Here is an 18,230-nt window from a genome sequence, read left to right on the forward strand (position 1 = left end):
CATATCCGCATTTCCTCCTACTCTCTTAATGTGAACGTTTTATGAAATTCCACTCTATTTTTCTTCATATTTTGCACAAATCTTCACATACGAAAGGACCCTACCGCCTGCACTGGGCAATAGAGTCCTTCTGTTAAGGAAGTTGACTTCGAACGAGCCGTAACTGTTCGGAAAGAGAGTGGAATCGATGTTGATCGCGTGCATCCAGCGCTTCATCAATCAAACGGACTAAACGTTCTTCTTCCTGCCGATTGACCGTGACCGCGATGAAATGTGTCGCTTCATCCGCTAAGCGCGGTTCAACAGCAACTTCTGGGCGAAACGGATTTTCCTCGAGTAAAGATAAATACTCGTCATCCATCATCATACCTTGGAAGTTCAACTCGATATAGATATCTTCCGATGTCAGGCGAATATCATGATACGCTTTTTCTGGATCTAGCGTCGTGACATTCCCTTTTTTGAAGAGAAATGGTTCCGCATCGAATCCGTATGTCGTCATGATGATTGCCTTCGGAGCGAAGGTCGCATTTTGAACGAAGTGTACCTGCTCAAGTTTTGCCTCATTGCGCAACCAATAATCGATGATCCATTTCGCTTCCCGTCGCTTTAACGTGTAATAGGTCAAGATGCGGCGTAAGAATCGCTGCTTTCTCTCTATCATCTCAATCCTACTCCCTTCTCCCGTGAAGTCATCCATCCATTCGTTCAACATAGTCGACAAGTTCGTTATCTTCTGGTGTCAACATAGCAGCGCGACGGAGAAGACGTTGTCCTTCTTCACGCCGTCCTTCCTCGACGAGTGCGAATCCGTACTCTTTCAAGAAGAGCGCATCTTCCGTGAATGCACCTTCGACTATCGCATAATTCTCCATCGCTTGCGTGTATTCCTCTAAGGCATACAAAGCGCGTGCCCGGTACCATGTCAGAATCGGAGCAGTGACGTGTTCTTCGATGGCAGAGATCGTCTCGATCATCGCTTCGTGGTCCTCGTCTTCAGCAAGCAACGACAGCAAACGTTCCGCTGCGACGATTGATTCCGGATTCAAGGCAAGTGCTTCACGCAACGCTTGGACGCTTCCAGCGCGATCGCCGAGTTTTAGAAGGAACAAGGCTTCCATCGTCCGCAACTCATCATTGTAATCGTCGCGCTCCATTCCCTGTTTGATGACGTTCAGCGCTTCTTTTGTCAAACCAAGTTCGGCTTGGCTTTCCGCGTATGGTACGTACGCCGACGTATAGTCCGGATCCTGTGCAATCAATTGCTGGAATGTCTCGACCGCTTTTTGGTGTTGACCGACACGGTGAGCCGTCATCGCAAGACCAAACAGTGTATGCAAGTCGGAGCGTTCTGCGACAGCACGTTCGTACAGTGGAATCGCATCTTCAAATTGTCCTGTCATCGCGAGTGATTCCGCGTAAAGGGCATCGAGCGGCAATTCAGCACGTAACTCTGGTCGCTCCGCGATTTCGGCGAATAACGGTACCGCCTGATCAAACGCACCGAGCGTCATGTAGAGCTCAGCCAAACCGTATGCCAGTAACGGTTCGTCCGGTGCAAGGTTACGCGCTTCCTTCAGTTTCGCTAACGCTACTTCGTCAAGACCTTGCGACTGATAGAGGTCAGCGAGTAATACGAGAGAACGTGGACCATATTCCATGTCAGTTGTGTCGACCTGCTCGAGGACGGAGATTGCTTCTTCTTCGCGATCCAAATCGATATAACACTCTGCTAGTAACAAGGCGACTCCCGCATTACCCGCATATTCGACGTAAAGTGGCGCCAAGAGATCGACCGCCCGGTCAGACAATCCGAGTTCGATATAGAGATCGGCAACGGCGAGGCGGTCCTCATCCGTTCCTGTCTTTTCGAGTTTTTCTAATGCTGCTAACGCTTCTGAGGTGTGACCGTGTTCCAATTCTTCGATGATGCCATTCAATAGTTGTTCATTCAAGGCAAACGCCCCACTTTCTGTCATCCGCCTCTTGCTTACTCAAATTGGTCGGATTGAAGTTTCTTTAAATCATCATAGAACGTTGGGTAGCTGACTTCAACTACTTCGCGTCCATGAACCATAATTTCTGGATTGATCGTCGCCGCAATCGTCAACATCATCGCAAGCCGGTGATCACCTGCACTGTCGACTTCCGCTGCTTGCAGAGGTGTCGGTCCTTCGATGATCATGCCGTCATCCGTTGCCTCGATATTCGCTCCAAGACGCTGTAATGCCGTCACGACGGTCTCGATCCGATCCGTTTCCTTGACACGAAGCTCTTGTGCATCACGAATGATCGTTTTTCCTTCCGCTTGCGTCGCAAGCAAAGCGAGTAGCGGGATCTCATCAATCAAGGATGGAATCTGGTCACCTTCGACCGTGATTGCTTGTAACGATGTCGTCTCGACGGTCACATCTGCCGTCTCCTCTCCACCGTCTTCTGAGCGATGATTGATTTCGACACTTGCACCCATCTGGCGTAACGTCTGTAAAAAACCAATCCGTGTCGGATTCATCAAGACGTGGGTCGTCGTGATGCGACTATCCTGCCCGATCGCTGCCGCCGTCCACCAAAACGCTGCTGACGATGGATCCCCTGGAATGTCGAGTGACGTTGCTTGTAAGCGTACAGGACCTTGAACACGAATGTGCCGACCATCCTCATGTTCAACGATTGCTACGTCAACGCCGAACTGCGGCAACATCCGTTCCGTATGGTCGCGTGACAGGATCGGCTCGATGATCGTCGTCTCACCCGTCGCATGCAGACCTGCGAGCAACACGGCGCTTTTCACCTGTGCACTTGCGACTGGTAACGTATACGTCGTTCCGACAAGCGGCGTTCCTGTAATGTGAAGCGGCGCCGTCTCACCTGTGATGTTCGCTCCGAACAACGCAAGCGGTTCCGTGATCCGTTTCATCGGACGTCTACGTAAGGAAGCGTCGCCATCGAGCGCGTACGTCGCTTGACCGCCTGCTAGGATACCGCTCAAGAGACGAATCGTTGTCCCCGAGTTTCCGCAATCAATTGTCGCTTCTTGGAACGTATCCGTTCCGGTAATCCGAATTTCCTCTGGTGTTCGATCGATTTGTGCACCAAGCGCCTGCATCGCTTCTAGTGAAGCAAGACAATCGGCCCCTTCAAGTGCGTTTCTGACACGTGTCGTTCCCTCGGCGATTCCGCCGAACAGGAAAGCGCGGTGCGTCATTGATTTATCGCCTGGTACTTGTACTGTTCCTCTTAAGCCCATTCTAGACACCTCACTGTTTGATTGAATGCTTGGCGCAATCGTTCTTCACTAATCGCTTCTAAAATGAAGCGCCCTTCTTTTTCAAGGACGAATCGAATCATTGCTTGGTGGTTCTTCTTGTCGCGACGCATCAGTTCAAGATAGGTCTTAAACGATTGTCGATTCGGTAATTCCGTTCCAAGACGGTGGAGCAATTGCCCGAGCTGCTTCGCCTGTCCGTCATTTCCTTCCAAGAACTTGACGAAGACAAGTCCGATCCCTACTGCCTCGCCATGCGCAAGACCAGGACTCGCATATTCAACGGCATGACCGAATGTATGTCCATAATTCAAGAACGCACGCATCCCTTGCTCCGTCTCATCTTGTTCGACGATATCCCGTTTCACATTGATCCCCCGTGCGAGCCAGTCTTCTAAGTCGAGTCCTTTGACAGCATCCAGCGAAATATCGAGTAACGAATCCGCAAATGATGGTCGCGCAAGGAACCCATGCTTGACTAACTCAAAGAAGCCACTTCGCCATTCCCGGTCTGGTAATGTCTGAAGGAGCGTTAAATCATATACGACACCACTTGGCTGATAAAATGCACCGACTAAGTTTTTACCGAGGGAGAGGTTGAGACCAACCTTTCCACCAACACTTGAATCATGCGCTAACAGTGTCGTCGGAATTTGAAGGAACGGGATGCCGCGCAAAAAGGTTGCCGCGACGAATCCCGCTAAATCACCAATCATTCCACCACCGAACGCAAGGATCAGGCTATGACGTGTCATCCCGTACCGAACCCCTTCTTCGAGTAGAGCGCCATAGACGGCAAGCGACTTACTGTTCTCCCCTGGCGCAACAGTGCTGATATGAACATCGATCGACGGCGATACATCCGCTAATGCAGCCTGCAATCGATCCATCTGCAAGTGATGTACTGTTTCATCCGTGATGACCCAAATGCGGTCCGCCTCGTTCAGAGCGGAAAGATGCGATAACCGGGCTAATGCCCCATTTCCGATAAGTACTGGATATGACGTGTTCAACCGGATATCAAATTCGATCAAAACGTCCGGACCTCCTCTTTGTAAGCAGCGACGGCAGCCTGAAGGCGATCGAGTGTCGATGTCCCGAACATTTCAAGGATAGCGACCGCAATCTCAAACGCGACGACGGCTTCTAGAACAACCGATGCGGCCGGAACGGCACAGGCATCACTTCGTTCGATTTGTGCCGTGAATGCTTCCTTCGTCTCGATATCGACTGATTGTAGTGGACGATAGAGCGTCGGAATCGGCTTCATCGCAATTTGGACGCGAATCGGCATGCCTGTCGACATTCCACCTTCGATTCCGCCTAGATGGTTCGTCCGCCGATGATAGCCGGATGCATCATGAACGATTTCATCTTGGACGGTACTCCCCTTGCGACGACCGAGTTCATATCCGTCACCAAAACCGACTGATTTCATCGCATTGACGCTGATGACAGCTTGCGCAATTCGACTGTCGAGCTTTAAATCGTTTTGAGTGAAGGATCCGACTCCTGGCATCATGCCCGTCACGACGACTTCGATTTCACCGCCGAGTGTATCCCCTTCTTTTTTGGCCGCATCAATTTCCTCCATCATCCGTTGCCCTGCTTGTTCGTCAGCACAGCGAACGGGTGAAGCGTCAATCGTTTCCTGATGTTCGACGGGATCTTTCAACGGTGCATCGATGCCACCAATCGACCGTACGTGCGAGAACACTTCAATCCCGAGTTCATTCAGTAATTGTTTAGCGAAGGCGCCGACGGCAACACGTGCTGCCGTCTCACGAGCGGAAGAACGTTCTAGTACATCGCGTAAATCGCGATGACCGTACTTCAATCCACCAACGAGATCCGCATGTCCGGGGCGTGGACGCGTCAACGTCCGCGGGCGCTCCAACTGTTCTTCGAGCGGTTCCGCTTGCATGACTTGTGTCCAGTGCGTATGATCCTTATTCTCGATGAACAAACTGATCGGTGATCCTGTCGTGTATCCATGACGGATCCCGCCACGCGCATCGATTTGATCCTGTTCGATTTGCATGCGTCGTCCGCGTCCGTATCCGCCTTGGCGACGTGTCATTTCACGCTGGATGGCTTCGAAATCAATCGTGAGTCCTGCTGGCATCCCATCGATGATGACGGTCAACCCTTTTCCATGTGATTCTCCTGCTGTCATGTAACGCATTCGCTTCATCCCTTCCTGATCAACCGATTTTTTCGTAAAAGAAGCTCTGTTTCATCTTTAACCCAAACCGTTCGGGTTGGAAAATTTGTTCCGTTCCACCAACGAATAAGATTCCGCCTGGCTTTAAGGCCTCGACGAACGAACGATAGACGTGCGCTTTCGCTTCTTCTGTAAAATAAATCAGCACGTTGCGGCAGATGATTAAATCAAACCCCGTATCGTACCGGTCTCCTAGCAGATTATGTTTACTGAAACGAACGAGTCGTTTGATTTCCGGAACGACTTCGAACGTTTGCTCTTGCTCAATGAAGTATTTCTTTTTACGCGCTTCGACGACTTCATTCAATGCAGAAGCTCCGTATCGACCAAGCTTGGCTTTTTCTAGGACGAGTTCATCCAAATCTGTTGCTTGAATCGTAAAGGCGGATGGATCGAGCCGTTCACTTAAAATCATCGCAAGGGAGTATGGTTCTTCTCCGGTCGAACAAGCTGCGCTCCACGTCCGGATTCGTCCATGTGCTCGCGACTCTAGGATCGGTAAGATATCTTGTTCCAATTGTTGCCAACGAATCGGATTACGGAAAAATTCACTGACATTGATCGTCATTCGATCTAAAAACTCGTCGTATAACGATGTGTCCTTATCCATTGCCTGCATATAAGAAGCAAATGTACTATATCCTTTTTTGTCACGTAACGCCGTCAATCGCCGTTTCATCTGTGCTTCTTTATACTGACCGAGATCAATCCCTGATTTGGTCTTGAATCGTTGAATAAAAAGTTCATAATCTTCCAATTGGCACACCTCGCTCACTCTCGATATCGAATGGTCATCTCCATGACCGGTTCAACTTATTTTCTATAGTAGCATAAAGCTATAGGCATTCCAAAAAGCAATTCGACAATTGGGTCATTCCGTTTTACAAGAACACGACAAAAGGGATTCGATCAAATCGAATCCCTTCCCCGTTGTCTTTCTATTCATGAATTACGCGTTGACTGGCTGTCCTTGAAACCAGAGGGCAAGCTCACGCTCCGCACTCTCGACACTATCTGAACCATGGATGACGTTCTCACTCATCGTGTTCGCGAAATCACCACGGATCGTTCCAGGTGCTGCTTCAAGTGGTTTTGTTTTCCCGATCATCAAACGCGAGACGGCAACGACGTCTGCACCCTCGACACGAAGTGCAACGACAGGACCTGATGTGAGGAAAGTGACCAACTCTCCAAAGAACGGTTTCTCCGCGTGCTCTTCGTAATGTGCTTTTGCTAACTCTTCTGTGACGTTCATCATTTTCATTTCACGAATGATGAATCCTTTGCGTTCGATCCGTCCAATGATTTCCCCAATCAATCCACGTTCTACGCCATCCGGTTTGACCATCAAAAATGTCTGTTCCATCTCTAGTTCCCCCTATGAAATGCTTTTAGAAAAGCGCTTACATAGTCAGTTTACTGGCTTTTAAGAAGAACAGCAAGAAATTTTTGACAATCTTCAACCTTTTCGTTTTCCAACGTAGCGCGCGACTTCTTCAAGCGATCGCTTCGCAGAGGATTTAGGTAATGGTTCGAGACGTTTGATGGCACGATGGATGTAATGATCGACTGTTTGTTGCGTTCGTTCGAGAGCACCCGAAGTTTGAAGAAACGACAATAAAGGTGCGACTTCTTCATGTGTTGGCATACTCTCGATTTTTGAAAGACGTTCATAAAAGACAGCATCTTCTGCACCATAAAAGACAGGTAATGTTTTGTGTCCATGACGCAAATCCTCTGCTACGGGCTTACCAAGTTCTGTGCGATTCGCTGTGAAATCAAGCAAATCGTCAGCAATTTGAAACGCAAGTCCGATATCTCGTCCAAACAACCGTAACGCTTTCGTATCGGCTGCAGAACAGTTCGCAACAATGGCACCTAGGTGACAACTCGCTTCGATGAGAATGGCTGTTTTTCGTTCGATCCGTTTGATGTAGCGTTTAATCGACTGTTCCCAATCATATTGGTCATAGATTTGTTCAATCTCACCTTCGCAAATTTCACGCATCGTATGGACCATCACTTGGACAAGTTCCGGCTTTCCGACTTCACCAATCAATCGAATCGCCTCTCCAAACAGATAGTTCCCGGAATACAGTGCGACTTCTTCATCAAAGTATTGCATGACAGTCGGTTTCCCTCGTCGTAGTTCCGCGTCATCAATGACATCGTCATGAACGAGTGATGCCATATGGACGAGCTCAAGACTGGCCGCCACACGAATCAGCTCATCCCGATCTGCTTCACCGAATTTAGACGCTAACAATACGAATGCCGGTCGAATCCGTTTTCCACCAGCCTTCAACAGTTGCTTTCCTGCCGCATCGATCGTTGGTTCCTCAGAAGCGATGTGACTGATCAGAAAACGATCGACTAAATTAACTTCCTTCGTGACATCACGGTATATGGAATGCAGTGACATCTCACCACTTCTTCCCAAGGTGCATCGCAGCAGCCCCACCCGCGAATGCCTTGACTTCCACTTGCATGAAGCCTGCCTGTTCGAAGAGTTGTTTCAGTTCGACGCGGTCGAGGAACACTTCCGTCGATTCTTGTAGCCAGTTGTATTGATCGTATGATTTCGCAAGCAATCGCCCGACTTGTGGCATGATTTTTCCGAAATACAATGAATATGCCTCGCGGAAAATCGGTGCCGTCGGTTGACTCGTCTCGAGACAGACGACCGTTCCACCTGGTTTTAAGACACGATGCATCTCTTTGATGACCTGTAGATAATCCGGTACGTTTCGTAGACCAAACCCGATCGTCACATAATCGAACGAGTTATCACCGAACGGTAGATCCATCGCATTTCCGTGAATCAATTCGATGTTTTTCATATCGAGCGCTTCTACTTTCTCCACGCCGACTCTTAGCATGTTCTCTGAAAAATCAAGTCCTTTGATGACACCTGTCGGACCGGCTGCTTTCGCTAGTTGAATCGTCCAGTCCGCTGTTCCACAACAAAGATCGAGACATTTAGCACCCGGGAAGACTTGCATCCGGCGCATCGTCTCGCGTCTCCATAGTTTATGCAGTCGGAAGCTGATGACTGAATTCATTTGATCATAGTTCGTTGATATCGATTGAAACACTTCATATACTTTTTTTTCTTTATCTTTTGCCTGCACACCGCTCACCCTTTCCAAGATCTCATGCTACCGCCATCTGCTCGAGATGCGATAACAGTAATTTCTGTGCGACCAGATCCAATTGTTCTGCCTGTTGTTGAATGATCTGCCGTCCCTGTCGTGTCAGCCATTCTCGTTTCGTGATTGCTGCGAGTCCTTGCATTAATCCGAACTCTGCTGTTAACCATAAGAGAACTCGTTCTTCCGTCGATGCATAATTCATTTCGTGAAGGGCACACTTTGCCTCGTTGACCCGTTGAATCGTCCGTCCGAGTGAAACGAGAATCTCTTTTGGTAACCCAGCTAGCTGTTCGAAAAAGTAGCTCGAGAATAAATCTCCTGCTAATACAAGCAACTGTCGCTCCTTCGAACCGCGTAGGGTTTCATTGACACGCTCATGCAGACGTAGCGCTACTTGTGCGAAATGAATCGCTTTGACGAGTGCTTCCGTATCCAGCGTGTCATGTTGAGCGACATCAATCAACCAACTGATCTGTTCACGATCGATGGAAGGGAAATCCACATGTCGAGCCAATCGTGTCGTTTGTTTAGTGGTGAGTGCAGTGATGATTTCATCCACGCGCAGCTCATGTTGTTCCATGCTTTTACCCCCCGATCTCCAGTGCCATCTCGTTGATGGACGTTCTTCTTTTTTAATATACCATAATCGGCGGGCTTTCACGCTTCTGAATGTCCACAAAAAAGCCGCCCGAGAAAATCTCGGGCGACTATGTAGCCGGATTACTTCACAGCATCTTTCAATGCTTTACCTGGTTTGAAGGCAGGTACTTTACTTGCTGGAATCTCGATATCTTCTTTCGTACGTGGGTTGCGACCTTTACGGGCTGCACGCTCACGGACTTCGAAGTTACCAAATCCAATCAATTGGACTTTTTCTCCAGACTGAAGTGTCTCAGTGATCGATTCGAATGTTGATTCAACAACTTTCGTCACGTCTTTTTTTGTAAGACCTGATTTTTCGACGACTGCTTGAATGAGTTCAGTTTTGTTCATTACTTTCACCCCCTCCCAATCACTTCTTCGAGGGTAATCATACCCCATAAACGTTGCTATTACAACATTTTCGTGTAAATAACGTTCAATTTTCAGATTCTTCGCTCGATTTCTCTGAAAACACAGGTTCGCCTTTTTCGTTTATCGTGTAGCTTTGAGAATAGGCAGGAACAAAAGGTTGATCTTCATAGAGCAAATACCGAATATCTTGACCGACTTTCGGCTTTTTCTTCGCAGTTTGAACAGCTTTCTTCAACTCTGGTAAATAGTTGATGAAGAGGCGTCCTTGACCATCGACATAGATTGACAACTTTTCACCTGAATACGGACTTGGGACAGTCGGTTCTTTTTTGATGAATAGTTTTTTATAGTCAAGCGTAAACTGGTTTTTTCCGAACGATCCTTTAAACGGATACTTTTCGTTCTTCTTCCGATACGCATCAATCCGAACTTGGAGCTTCTGTAACTCTTCTGCAACAAGTAAATCCATCAACTTAACAGTTGGTTTCGTGTCGACATCAACTAACAGATAGATGAATGTTCCGCCACCTTCAAAACTGTTTGATGGTGGGTCACTCATATAACGCGGAATGAGCCGCCCTAATTCGATTTGATAACGCTCCATGAGCGGAGTGTCCGCTTCCATCGTCTTAATGGGCAAAACACCCGTGTCTTTTTGATACGCATCGACAGCATCCTGTACGGTACGTAACTGTTGCGGATACGGTACGCGGTTCGACGGTTTCTGACTGTCTGGAAATAGACAACCTGATAACAACGTCACCGGAATGAGCATGAGGATCACGAACCACTTCTTCATGCGCTTGGTCCCGCCATGACGATGAACACCATGATGATCGATGCGACGATGAAACAGACGAATGCCAAAGTCGATACGAGAATCTGCCATATCCCTTTCAATTTCGTCCGACTGACCGTGACCAGCAAGACACTGATCGCAAAGAGTCCGATGCCAGCGAACGAGATCCACATTTTTATTAATCCTGGACTCAAGGTTTCCACCCCACTCCGTTAATCTTTCGTCGTGAAGAGATGCTCGATTTCATTTTTTTGTGGTCGTTGCATCAACTTTTTGACTTCTTCTTCCGGCGTATGACCATCGAAAAGAACGTGGTATAACGCAGAAGTGATTGGCAGTTCGCACTGCTTCGTCTCCGCTAAATCATAGGCGGCTTGTGTCGCACGAACACCTTCGACGACCATTCCCATGTTTTCTAGCACCGTTTCTAACTTTTCACCGCGACCGATGGCATTCCCCGCACGCCAATTGCGACTATGGACCGATGTACAAGTAACGATCAAGTCACCCATTCCCGTCAATCCAGTAAACGTCATCGGTTTAGCTCCAAGCATCGTACCGAGACGCGCCATTTCGACCATTCCACGCGTTATCAAAGCAGCTTTCGCGTTGTCACCATAACCAAGACCATCCGTCATCCCGGCGGCAAGCGCGATGATGTTCTTCAAAGCACCACCGAGTTCTGCGCCAATGATATCCGCATTCAGATAGACACGGAAGTTTTCATTCGTGAACAGCTCTTGAACACGACCTGCTTCTTCTAAATCTTCTGAAGCAATCGTTACCGTCGTCGGTTTACGTAATGCGACCTCTTCAGCATGGGATGGACCCGTCAAGACACAAATCGCTTTACGCTTCGCTGGATCGACCTCTGCTTCGATTAATTCTGACAATCGAAGATGTGTCTTTGGCTCGATTCCTTTCGATGCATGGATCAAAACGACAGGTTCCGTCAGCAACTCATTTAGTTGACGAGAAACCGCTCGAATCGCAGAGGATGGTGTGACGATCAAGATATGCGTCGCCCCTTCGACCGCTTCTTTAAGATCCGTCGTTGCCTTTAATGCTTTTGGTAACGCAACACCTGGCAAGAACTGCGTATTTTCATGATGCTCATTGATGCGGTCGACATTCATTTGTTCACGACCGTAAAGAATGACTTCTTGATCATTATCAGCTAAGACGAGCGAGAGGGCTGTTCCCCAGCTCCCTGCTCCGATGACTGCGATTTTGGTCATACTGACTCACCTCATTATTGTTTTTGACGGGCTAAAATCCGGATTGGTGTACCTGTGAAGTCAAATGCCTCCCGGATCCGGTTCTCAAGATATCGTTTATAAGAGAAGTGCAGCAATTCTGGATCATTGACGAACAAGACGAACGTTGGCGGACGTGACGCGACTTGAGTCGCATAGTTGATCCGAAGACGAACCCCTTTATCCGTCGGCGCCGGGTTCATCGCGACAGCGTCAACGATGACATCGTTCAAGACACTTGTCTGAATCCGTTGTGCATGACTGTGTGCTGCTTGTTGAATGACCGGTAACAACGTCTGCAAACGACGTTTTGTTTTTGCTGAGACGAAGACGATCGGTGCATAGTCAAGGAAACGGAATTCTTCCCGGATCTCTTCTTGCATCTTTTTCATCGTCTTATCATCTTTTTCGACAGCATCCCATTTATTGACGACAATGATGACCGCGCGACCTGCTTCATGCGCATATCCCGCCACTTTTTTATCTTGCTCGATGATGCCTTCTTCGCCATCAAGAACGACACAGACGACATCTGCCCGTTCGATTGCTTTTTGAGCACGCATGACGCTAAAACGTTCTGTTGATTCATAGACTTTCCCGCGTTTTCGCATCCCGGCCGTATCGATGATGACGTATTCTTGATCATCCCGTGTAAACGGTGTATCGATCGCATCGCGTGTCGTACCAGCGATGTTTGAGACGATGACACGTTCTTCACCGAGAATCGAGTTCGTCATACTTGATTTCCCGACGTTCGGACGACCAATCAAGGCAAACTTGATCGTACTTTCGTCATATTCTAATTCTTCTTTATCTGGTGCGAGTTCAAGGACACGGTCAAGTAAATCACCGAGACCAAGACCATGTGTACCAGAAATCGGGAACAAGTCTCCGAATCCAAGGGAGTAAAATTCATACATTAAATCACGCATTTCAAAGTTATCGACTTTGTTGACAGCGACGACGACCGGTTTATTCGAACGGAATAACATGTTCGCGACTTCCTCATCCGCTGCTGTAATTCCTTCGCGTCCGTTCACCATGAAAATGATGACATCCGCTTCATCAATGGCGAGCTCCGCCTGATGACGCATCATTTGAAGTAGGGGCTCATCCCCGACTTCGATTCCACCTGTATCAATCAAATGAAAATGACGATTCAGCCATTCTCCAGTTCCGTAAATACGGTCGCGGGTAACGCCTGGCTTGTCTTCTACGATTGAAACCCGATCTCCAATCACCCGGTTAAAAATCGTCGACTTTCCGATATTTGGGCGACCTACGATCGCCACGACTGGAATTGCCATCCCAACACCTTCTTTCTCTTCTCTCGCTTCATAGCCGTTCTATTGTATCAAATCAAACTGTCATATACCATAACAAACCGCATATAAAAAGCGGACACGCTTGTGTCCGCTTTGTGTCATTACTTATTCTTTCTGATCAGAATCGTCTTCAGTCAAGTCAGCGACTGAGAATCCTTCTGATTGATTCGTATAATCCGAATAATCGTCAGCGGATGATTCTTCCTCTTCAAGGACACGTGTTGATAGCGAAATCTTATGCTCATCAAGACGCACTTCGAGTACTTTCGCCTCAATTTCCTGTCCTTCTTCGAGTACTTCCGAAGGTGAACCGATGTGACGGTTCGCGATTTGCGAAATGTGTAAAAGTCCTTCTACTTGTGGCGCAAGTTCGATGAAAGCCCCGAACTGAACGAGACGACGTACACGTCCTTTGACGATATCGCCAGCTTCGATCTTCCCTTCCATTTGTTGCCATGGACCAGGTTGTGTTTCCTTGATCGATAACTTCACCTTTTCCGTATCACGGTCGACACCAAGTACTTTGACTTCGACTTTTTGACCTTCCGTGACGATATCCGAAGGACGTTCGACACGGTGGTGTGCCATCTCCGAGATATGAACGAGACCGTCGACGCCACCGATATCAACGAAAGCACCAAAGTCAGTTAAACGTTGGACTGTACCTTCGAGGATTTGACCTACTTCTAAATTTTCGAGTGTCTCTTTTTTCTTCGCGTTCAATTCGCCTTCAACGACCGCTTTATGCGAGAGAATGACACGGTTCTTCTCTTGATCGAGTTCAACGACCTTGACTTCGATCGAACGACCGATGTAATCCGAGAAATCCTCGACATAATGCCGTTCGACGAGTGACGCCGGAATGAATCCGCGGACACCGATATCAACGACGAGTCCACCTTTGACGATGTCCTTGACGACAACTTCAAAGATCTCACCTGATTTATACTTCTCTTCTACTTGCTCCCACGCTTTGAGCGCGTCGATTTCTCGTTTCGAGACGACGACCTCTTCATCCGTGATTTTCTTGACCTTCACTTGTAGTTCATCTCCGACGTTCAGCACGCCGCGAATATCATCGAGATGAAGACTCGATACTTCGCTGATCGGTAAGATGGCTTCTGTTTTATATCCGATATCAATGAGTGCTTGCTTGTCTTCAATTTTCACGACCATTCCGGTAACTACCTGGTCCCGATGAATTTCAAAATCAGGCATATCTTTCATTTCTTCGACCATTCCAAAACAACCTCCTCACGATGAGTACAAGAAACGCCTGACACATGTCAATGCGTTTATCCTGCTTCTAACTTCTTACAATTCTGACTATTTGTCAAGGTATTAAGCGTGATTGAAGTAGACGGATTTGATTTCGTCCATGATTCGGTCAGAAATCGATTTCGCCGCGCCCCGCTGGTCACGTAAATCCGAGATATCAACCGGTTTTCCGATCGCAACATGCATCCGTTTGAACGGGCGGTATGATCCGATGATTGCAATCGGTAAAATCTGAGCATTCGATCGTAACGCAAAGAAGCCGACACCTGGTTGTGCTGATGTGAATTCACCTGGCGCAGATCGCGTTCCTTCTGGGAAAATACCGACCGTCTCATCCGTATTCAAGAGCTCAATCGTCCGTTTCAAAGCTTGACGATCGCCTTGACCGCGACCGACAGGATATGTTCCTGCCGCAATCATTAATTGTTTTAAGGCAGGAACTTTGAACAGTTCTTCTTTTGCCATGTAACGAACCGCGCGTTTTGGCGGAATCGCGCTGACGAGGAAGACTGGGTCCCAGTTCGAGCTGTGGTTGGCACAGACAAGTAAGGAACCGTCTTTCGGAATGTTCTCTTGCCCAGTCACTTTCAATCGGAAGACTGTTTTCGCAATGACCCAGACGACAAACCGCGCAATCCGGTAAATGGTATCTTGACGTTTCATTTTAGGACACCCTCTGCTAGCTCCATCAATCGGACGACGACTTCATCAATCGTCATCTCTGTCGTATCGAGATATAGTGCATCGTCAGCTTGGCGTAATGGCGAGACTTCACGCTCACTGTCGCGCTTATCACGCAGTGCGATCTCTTCTTGAAGAATCGTGATGTCACTGTCCATTCCACGCGCGATATTTTCACGATGTCTTCGAGCTGCACGCTCTTCCACAGTTGCCGTTAAAAAGACTTTTAATTCTGCATCCGGCAATACGACTGTACCGATATCACGTCCATCCATGACGATTCCGCCGCGTTCAGCTAATTTTCGCTGTGCCGTGACGAGTGCAGCCCGGACTTCTTTTTGACGAGCGACGAACGAGACATTATTCGTGATTTCGATGGAACGAATCGCATCCGTCACTTCGCGATCACCAATAAAGACACGTTGCCCGTTTTCGCCTGGTGTTAAACGAATATCAAGCGATTTCATTAATTCTCCGAGCGCTTCCCCATTATTGAGATCAAGCGATTGTTCAAGTGCTGCCAACGTCACGGCCCGGTACATAGCTCCTGTATCAATGTATACATAATCAAGGCGTGCTGCCAATTGTTTTGCGATCGTACTTTTCCCAGCACCCGCTGGTCCATCTAAAGCGATTTGAATCTTTTTCATCATCCATCCAATCCTTCCATCTTCCCTATGATTGATAGGGATTCATTCTTCCGAACGTTATCATAGCAAAAAAATGCGGTCAGGTGAATGGATTCATGCCCCTTCTTGAACTTTTCATTTGCATTTGATAACAGTGACGCAATACAAGTTCACGACTTCTGTCGGGAATCATCGTAAATTGAAAGGCTAATTCATACCTTTCTTCCCGTCGATCGATTCGAACAAGTTCAGCCACGACGTCTAGTGTACTTGATACCCCATCACCCGTAGGTAAGATGAATGTCATCTCCACTTCTTCATCTTTTGCAATCGGTAATTGATCTGACAAGATCATCATTCCACCAGCCGATAAATCAAGCGTCACCGTCGTAAACGGCTCGAAATGCGCTTTATGAGGATGTACAGCGACATCGAGTATTTGCGGCACTCGAACGAACTGACGTCGTTGGATGCGTTCGATTTGATCATCCTTTGGTCGTTTCAAAGCATAACGTTGACCACGAAGTGGATCATTTTGTCGTTCAACGACGACCGTATCAAATCCAAATAATTTGCCTTTCTCCTTAAAAAAATAAAATGAAACTTCTTCTTGCTCTGACAAGATGAATGTTTTAAGTGTCGCGACCTCACTTGGCGCTTCAATCCAAATCAAACGGTTCGTCACGGCCGTCACTTTTGAGCGACCTTGTCGATCCTCACTATTCGAAAGCATTACCAAATCCCCGATTTCCATCATGTTACTCCGCTCCTACTCTCTATTCGATACCATCTGAATGTTGTTTTTTCCGTTTAAATCGTCGATTCAAACGATTGGCACCTCGTACTTGAAATAATCCAATCGTCCATAAGATAACCATAAAGACGATTGGCAAAAAGGATATACCACCATTTTCCAATATTAACAAATTAAATAAGATATGCGCAAATACCGGAAGCGCAATCGAGAGGGATAGCCAACGATAAGGATGAGGCGAGAATTTCGCCATCCCCATGAAGAATCCCATGATGACAGCAAACAATGCATGCCCAGATACGGGTAAGAGTGCCCGGAAGAGCATATGTTCGACAGTTCCATTCACCATCAGATATAAAATATTCTCAAGCGTTGCGAACCCAAGTGAACAGGCTACCGCGTAGATGATCCCGTCGTAATAATCATTAAACCGTTGATGAATATAGACCGTATAAAAGACGACAAACCATTTGGCGAATTCTTCCGTAACGGCTGTTCGAATCAACTGCACCTCTTCACGCCCACCAAATTCGGTCTGGACGATATAGTCGATGAACATCAAGGGAAAGACCAGTAAAATACCAAAAATGAAACTTCGAAGGATATAGCCGACTGGCTCCGACTCATGTTCGTGACGGAGATAAAAATAAGTTAGGAGTGCGATGCCTGGGGCAACTCCGGAGAAAACGATTTGAACCACGCTTCCTCTCCCCCTTTCTTCCTCATTTATAAGAATAAAGGTTTCTTGGAAAAAAGAAAACGTCCTCGTTGTTTCAAGAGTGAAAAAGGTTACAATATGGGAGAACGAACCGAATCCGTCATAGAAAGTAGGTGAAGGTCTTCTGTCTGTAGACAAGGACCCTTTAGCATGAAATCATTATTACTCATTCATACGGGTGGAACGATCGCCATGGCACAGGATCATGCTGGTCATGTCTTACCAAATGATATCAATCCACTCGATGCTTCACTCCCGCGAGCAACAGATATTGCCAACATCACGACGCGTCACTTCGCAAACTTACCTTCTCCGCACATGACACCTGACATCATGTTGCGTCTAGCCCATTTCATCGAGAGTGAGCTCAAGAAGGAACATTACGACGGCGTCGTTATCACTCACGGCACAGACACACTGGAAGAGACGGCTTATTTCTTACATTTGACGCTTGGCGCACCTGTTCCGATCGTTTTGACAGGAGCTATGCGTTCTTCCAATGAGGTCGGATCCGATGGTGAGTTTAATCTGATTACGGCACTTCGTGTCGCTGTCAGTGAAGCTGCGCGCGGAAAAGGTGTCCTCGTCGTCTTCAACGGGGAAATTCATTCGGCATTCAACGTCACAAAAACGCATACGTCATCCGTCGATACGTTCAAATCCGTTCATTTCGGAAACCTTGGGATGGTAACGAAGGATCATGTCTACTTATTCAATACACCGCTCTTAAAACAAACACACATGGTGACTTCGCTCTCAAAACGGGTCGCCGTTCTCAAAGTCTATGCCGGTATGGAACCCGACTTATTACTTGCTGTGAAACAACTCGGCTATGATGGACTCGTCCTTGAAGTCCTCGGTCAAGGAAATGTACCACCAAGTATCGTGGATGCGATCGCTGAATTGATTACCGTCATGCCGATCGTCATCGTCAGCCGTTGTTTCAACGGAATCGTTCAAGACGTCTACGGATATACGGGTGGCGGACAACAATTAAAAGAACTCGGCGTCATTTTCTCAAATGGACTGAATTCACAAAAAGCGCGGCTTAAACTGATGGTCGAACTTGAAATCGATGCTTCGCAACTAGAACTCGAAGAATCATTCCGCGTTGAATAAATGAAAAAACCTCTTG

Annotated in this window: 21 protein-coding genes; 1 reads left to right on the top strand and 20 read right to left on the bottom strand. The window is 47.5% G+C overall.

Features of this window, described 5'->3' with window-relative positions; translation table 11 throughout:
• Positions 1-133: 133 nt before the first annotated feature.
• The 20 genes from U719_RS09940 to prsW form a co-directional block, all read right to left on the bottom strand.
• Positions 134-664: a ReoY family proteolytic degradation factor gene (locus U719_RS09940; protein ID WP_023468633.1), complete on the bottom strand. Its 531-nt coding sequence runs from the start codon at positions 662-664 to the stop codon at positions 134-136.
• A 28-nt stretch (positions 665-692) separates the two neighbouring features.
• Positions 693-1,979 carry a tetratricopeptide repeat protein gene (locus tag U719_RS09945; RefSeq protein WP_023468634.1) on the bottom strand — a complete coding sequence of 429 codons (1,287 nt, stop codon included), beginning with the start codon at positions 1,977-1,979 and terminating at the stop codon, positions 693-695.
• A gap of 11 nt (positions 1,980-1,990) precedes the next feature.
• On the bottom strand, positions 1,991-3,247 hold the full coding sequence (aroA, locus tag U719_RS09950; RefSeq protein WP_023468635.1) for a 3-phosphoshikimate 1-carboxyvinyltransferase: 1,257 nt from the start codon (positions 3,245-3,247) through the stop codon (positions 1,991-1,993).
• Positions 3,238-4,299 carry a 3-dehydroquinate synthase gene (gene aroB / locus U719_RS09955; protein WP_023468636.1) on the bottom strand — a complete coding sequence of 354 codons (1,062 nt, stop codon included), beginning with the start codon at positions 4,297-4,299 and terminating at the stop codon, positions 3,238-3,240. Before aroB ends, aroA begins: the two co-directional genes overlap by 10 nt.
• Positions 4,296-5,450: a chorismate synthase gene (gene aroC / locus U719_RS09960; RefSeq protein ID WP_023468637.1), complete on the bottom strand. Its 1,155-nt coding sequence runs from the start codon at positions 5,448-5,450 to the stop codon at positions 4,296-4,298. Before aroC ends, aroB begins: the two co-directional genes overlap by 4 nt.
• A 19-nt stretch (positions 5,451-5,469) precedes the next feature.
• Positions 5,470-6,246 carry a protein-glutamate O-methyltransferase CheR gene (locus tag U719_RS09965; RefSeq protein ID WP_023468638.1) on the bottom strand — a complete coding sequence of 259 codons (777 nt, stop codon included), beginning with the start codon at positions 6,244-6,246 and terminating at the stop codon, positions 5,470-5,472.
• 192 nt (positions 6,247-6,438) lie between these two features.
• Complete coding sequence (gene ndk, locus U719_RS09970) at positions 6,439-6,855, bottom strand: nucleoside-diphosphate kinase (protein WP_023468639.1); 417 nt, start codon at positions 6,853-6,855, stop codon at positions 6,439-6,441.
• Positions 6,856-6,948: 93 nt separating this feature from the next.
• Positions 6,949-7,911: a polyprenyl synthetase family protein gene (locus tag U719_RS09975; RefSeq protein ID WP_023468640.1), complete on the bottom strand. Its 963-nt coding sequence runs from the start codon at positions 7,909-7,911 to the stop codon at positions 6,949-6,951.
• A gap of 1 nt (position 7,912) precedes the next feature.
• A complete protein-coding gene (locus tag U719_RS09980) occupies positions 7,913-8,620 on the bottom strand; it encodes a demethylmenaquinone methyltransferase (RefSeq protein WP_023468641.1) in 708 nt (235 codons plus the stop codon).
• A gap of 22 nt (positions 8,621-8,642) precedes the next feature.
• On the bottom strand, positions 8,643-9,221 hold the full coding sequence (locus U719_RS09985) for a heptaprenyl diphosphate synthase component 1 (protein WP_023468642.1): 579 nt from the start codon (positions 9,219-9,221) through the stop codon (positions 8,643-8,645).
• A gap of 140 nt (positions 9,222-9,361) precedes the next feature.
• A complete protein-coding gene (locus tag U719_RS09990) occupies positions 9,362-9,634 on the bottom strand; it encodes an HU family DNA-binding protein (RefSeq protein WP_012370671.1) in 273 nt (90 codons plus the stop codon).
• Positions 9,635-9,719: 85 nt separating this feature from the next.
• A complete protein-coding gene (locus U719_RS09995; protein WP_023468643.1) occupies positions 9,720-10,454 on the bottom strand; it encodes a hypothetical protein in 735 nt (244 codons plus the stop codon).
• Positions 10,451-10,627 carry a DUF2768 domain-containing protein gene (locus tag U719_RS16655; protein ID WP_023468644.1) on the bottom strand — a complete coding sequence of 59 codons (177 nt, stop codon included), beginning with the start codon at positions 10,625-10,627 and terminating at the stop codon, positions 10,451-10,453. Before U719_RS16655 ends, U719_RS09995 begins: the two co-directional genes overlap by 4 nt.
• 39 nt (positions 10,628-10,666) lie before the next feature.
• The gene (locus U719_RS10005) at positions 10,667-11,692 is read right to left on the bottom strand and encodes an NAD(P)H-dependent glycerol-3-phosphate dehydrogenase (protein WP_023468645.1); all 1,026 of its coding nucleotides are present in this window, start codon (positions 11,690-11,692) and stop codon (positions 10,667-10,669) included.
• A 14-nt stretch (positions 11,693-11,706) separates the two neighbouring features.
• A complete protein-coding gene (der, locus tag U719_RS10010) occupies positions 11,707-13,017 on the bottom strand; it encodes a ribosome biogenesis GTPase Der (RefSeq protein WP_023468646.1) in 1,311 nt (436 codons plus the stop codon).
• A gap of 123 nt (positions 13,018-13,140) precedes the next feature.
• The gene (rpsA, locus tag U719_RS10015) at positions 13,141-14,274 is read right to left on the bottom strand and encodes a 30S ribosomal protein S1 (protein ID WP_023468647.1); all 1,134 of its coding nucleotides are present in this window, start codon (positions 14,272-14,274) and stop codon (positions 13,141-13,143) included.
• A gap of 102 nt (positions 14,275-14,376) precedes the next feature.
• Positions 14,377-14,976, bottom strand: coding sequence for a 1-acyl-sn-glycerol-3-phosphate acyltransferase (locus U719_RS10020; RefSeq protein WP_023468648.1), 600 nt, complete (start codon positions 14,974-14,976; stop codon positions 14,377-14,379).
• Entirely contained in the window at positions 14,973-15,647 is a 675-nt protein-coding gene (gene cmk / locus U719_RS10025; RefSeq protein WP_023468649.1) for a (d)CMP kinase, read from the bottom strand. Before cmk ends, U719_RS10020 begins: the two co-directional genes overlap by 4 nt.
• A 76-nt stretch (positions 15,648-15,723) precedes the next feature.
• Complete coding sequence (locus tag U719_RS10030) at positions 15,724-16,380, bottom strand: flagellar brake protein (RefSeq protein ID WP_023468650.1); 657 nt, start codon at positions 16,378-16,380, stop codon at positions 15,724-15,726.
• 19 nt (positions 16,381-16,399) lie between these two features.
• Positions 16,400-17,077 (bottom strand): glutamic-type intramembrane protease PrsW, encoded by a 678-nt coding sequence (gene prsW / locus U719_RS10035; protein WP_023468651.1) that lies wholly within the window; start codon positions 17,075-17,077, stop codon positions 16,400-16,402.
• 168 nt (positions 17,078-17,245) lie between these two features.
• Between prsW and U719_RS10040 the strand changes: the two genes are divergently transcribed.
• Complete coding sequence (locus U719_RS10040; RefSeq protein WP_023468652.1) at positions 17,246-18,214, top strand: asparaginase; 969 nt, start codon at positions 17,246-17,248, stop codon at positions 18,212-18,214.
• The last annotated feature ends 16 nt before the right edge of the window (positions 18,215-18,230 follow it).

It is taken from the genome of Exiguobacterium sp. MH3, from assembly GCF_000496635.1.
Classification (GTDB): Bacteria; Bacillota; Bacilli; order Exiguobacteriales; family Exiguobacteriaceae; genus Exiguobacterium_A; species Exiguobacterium_A indicum.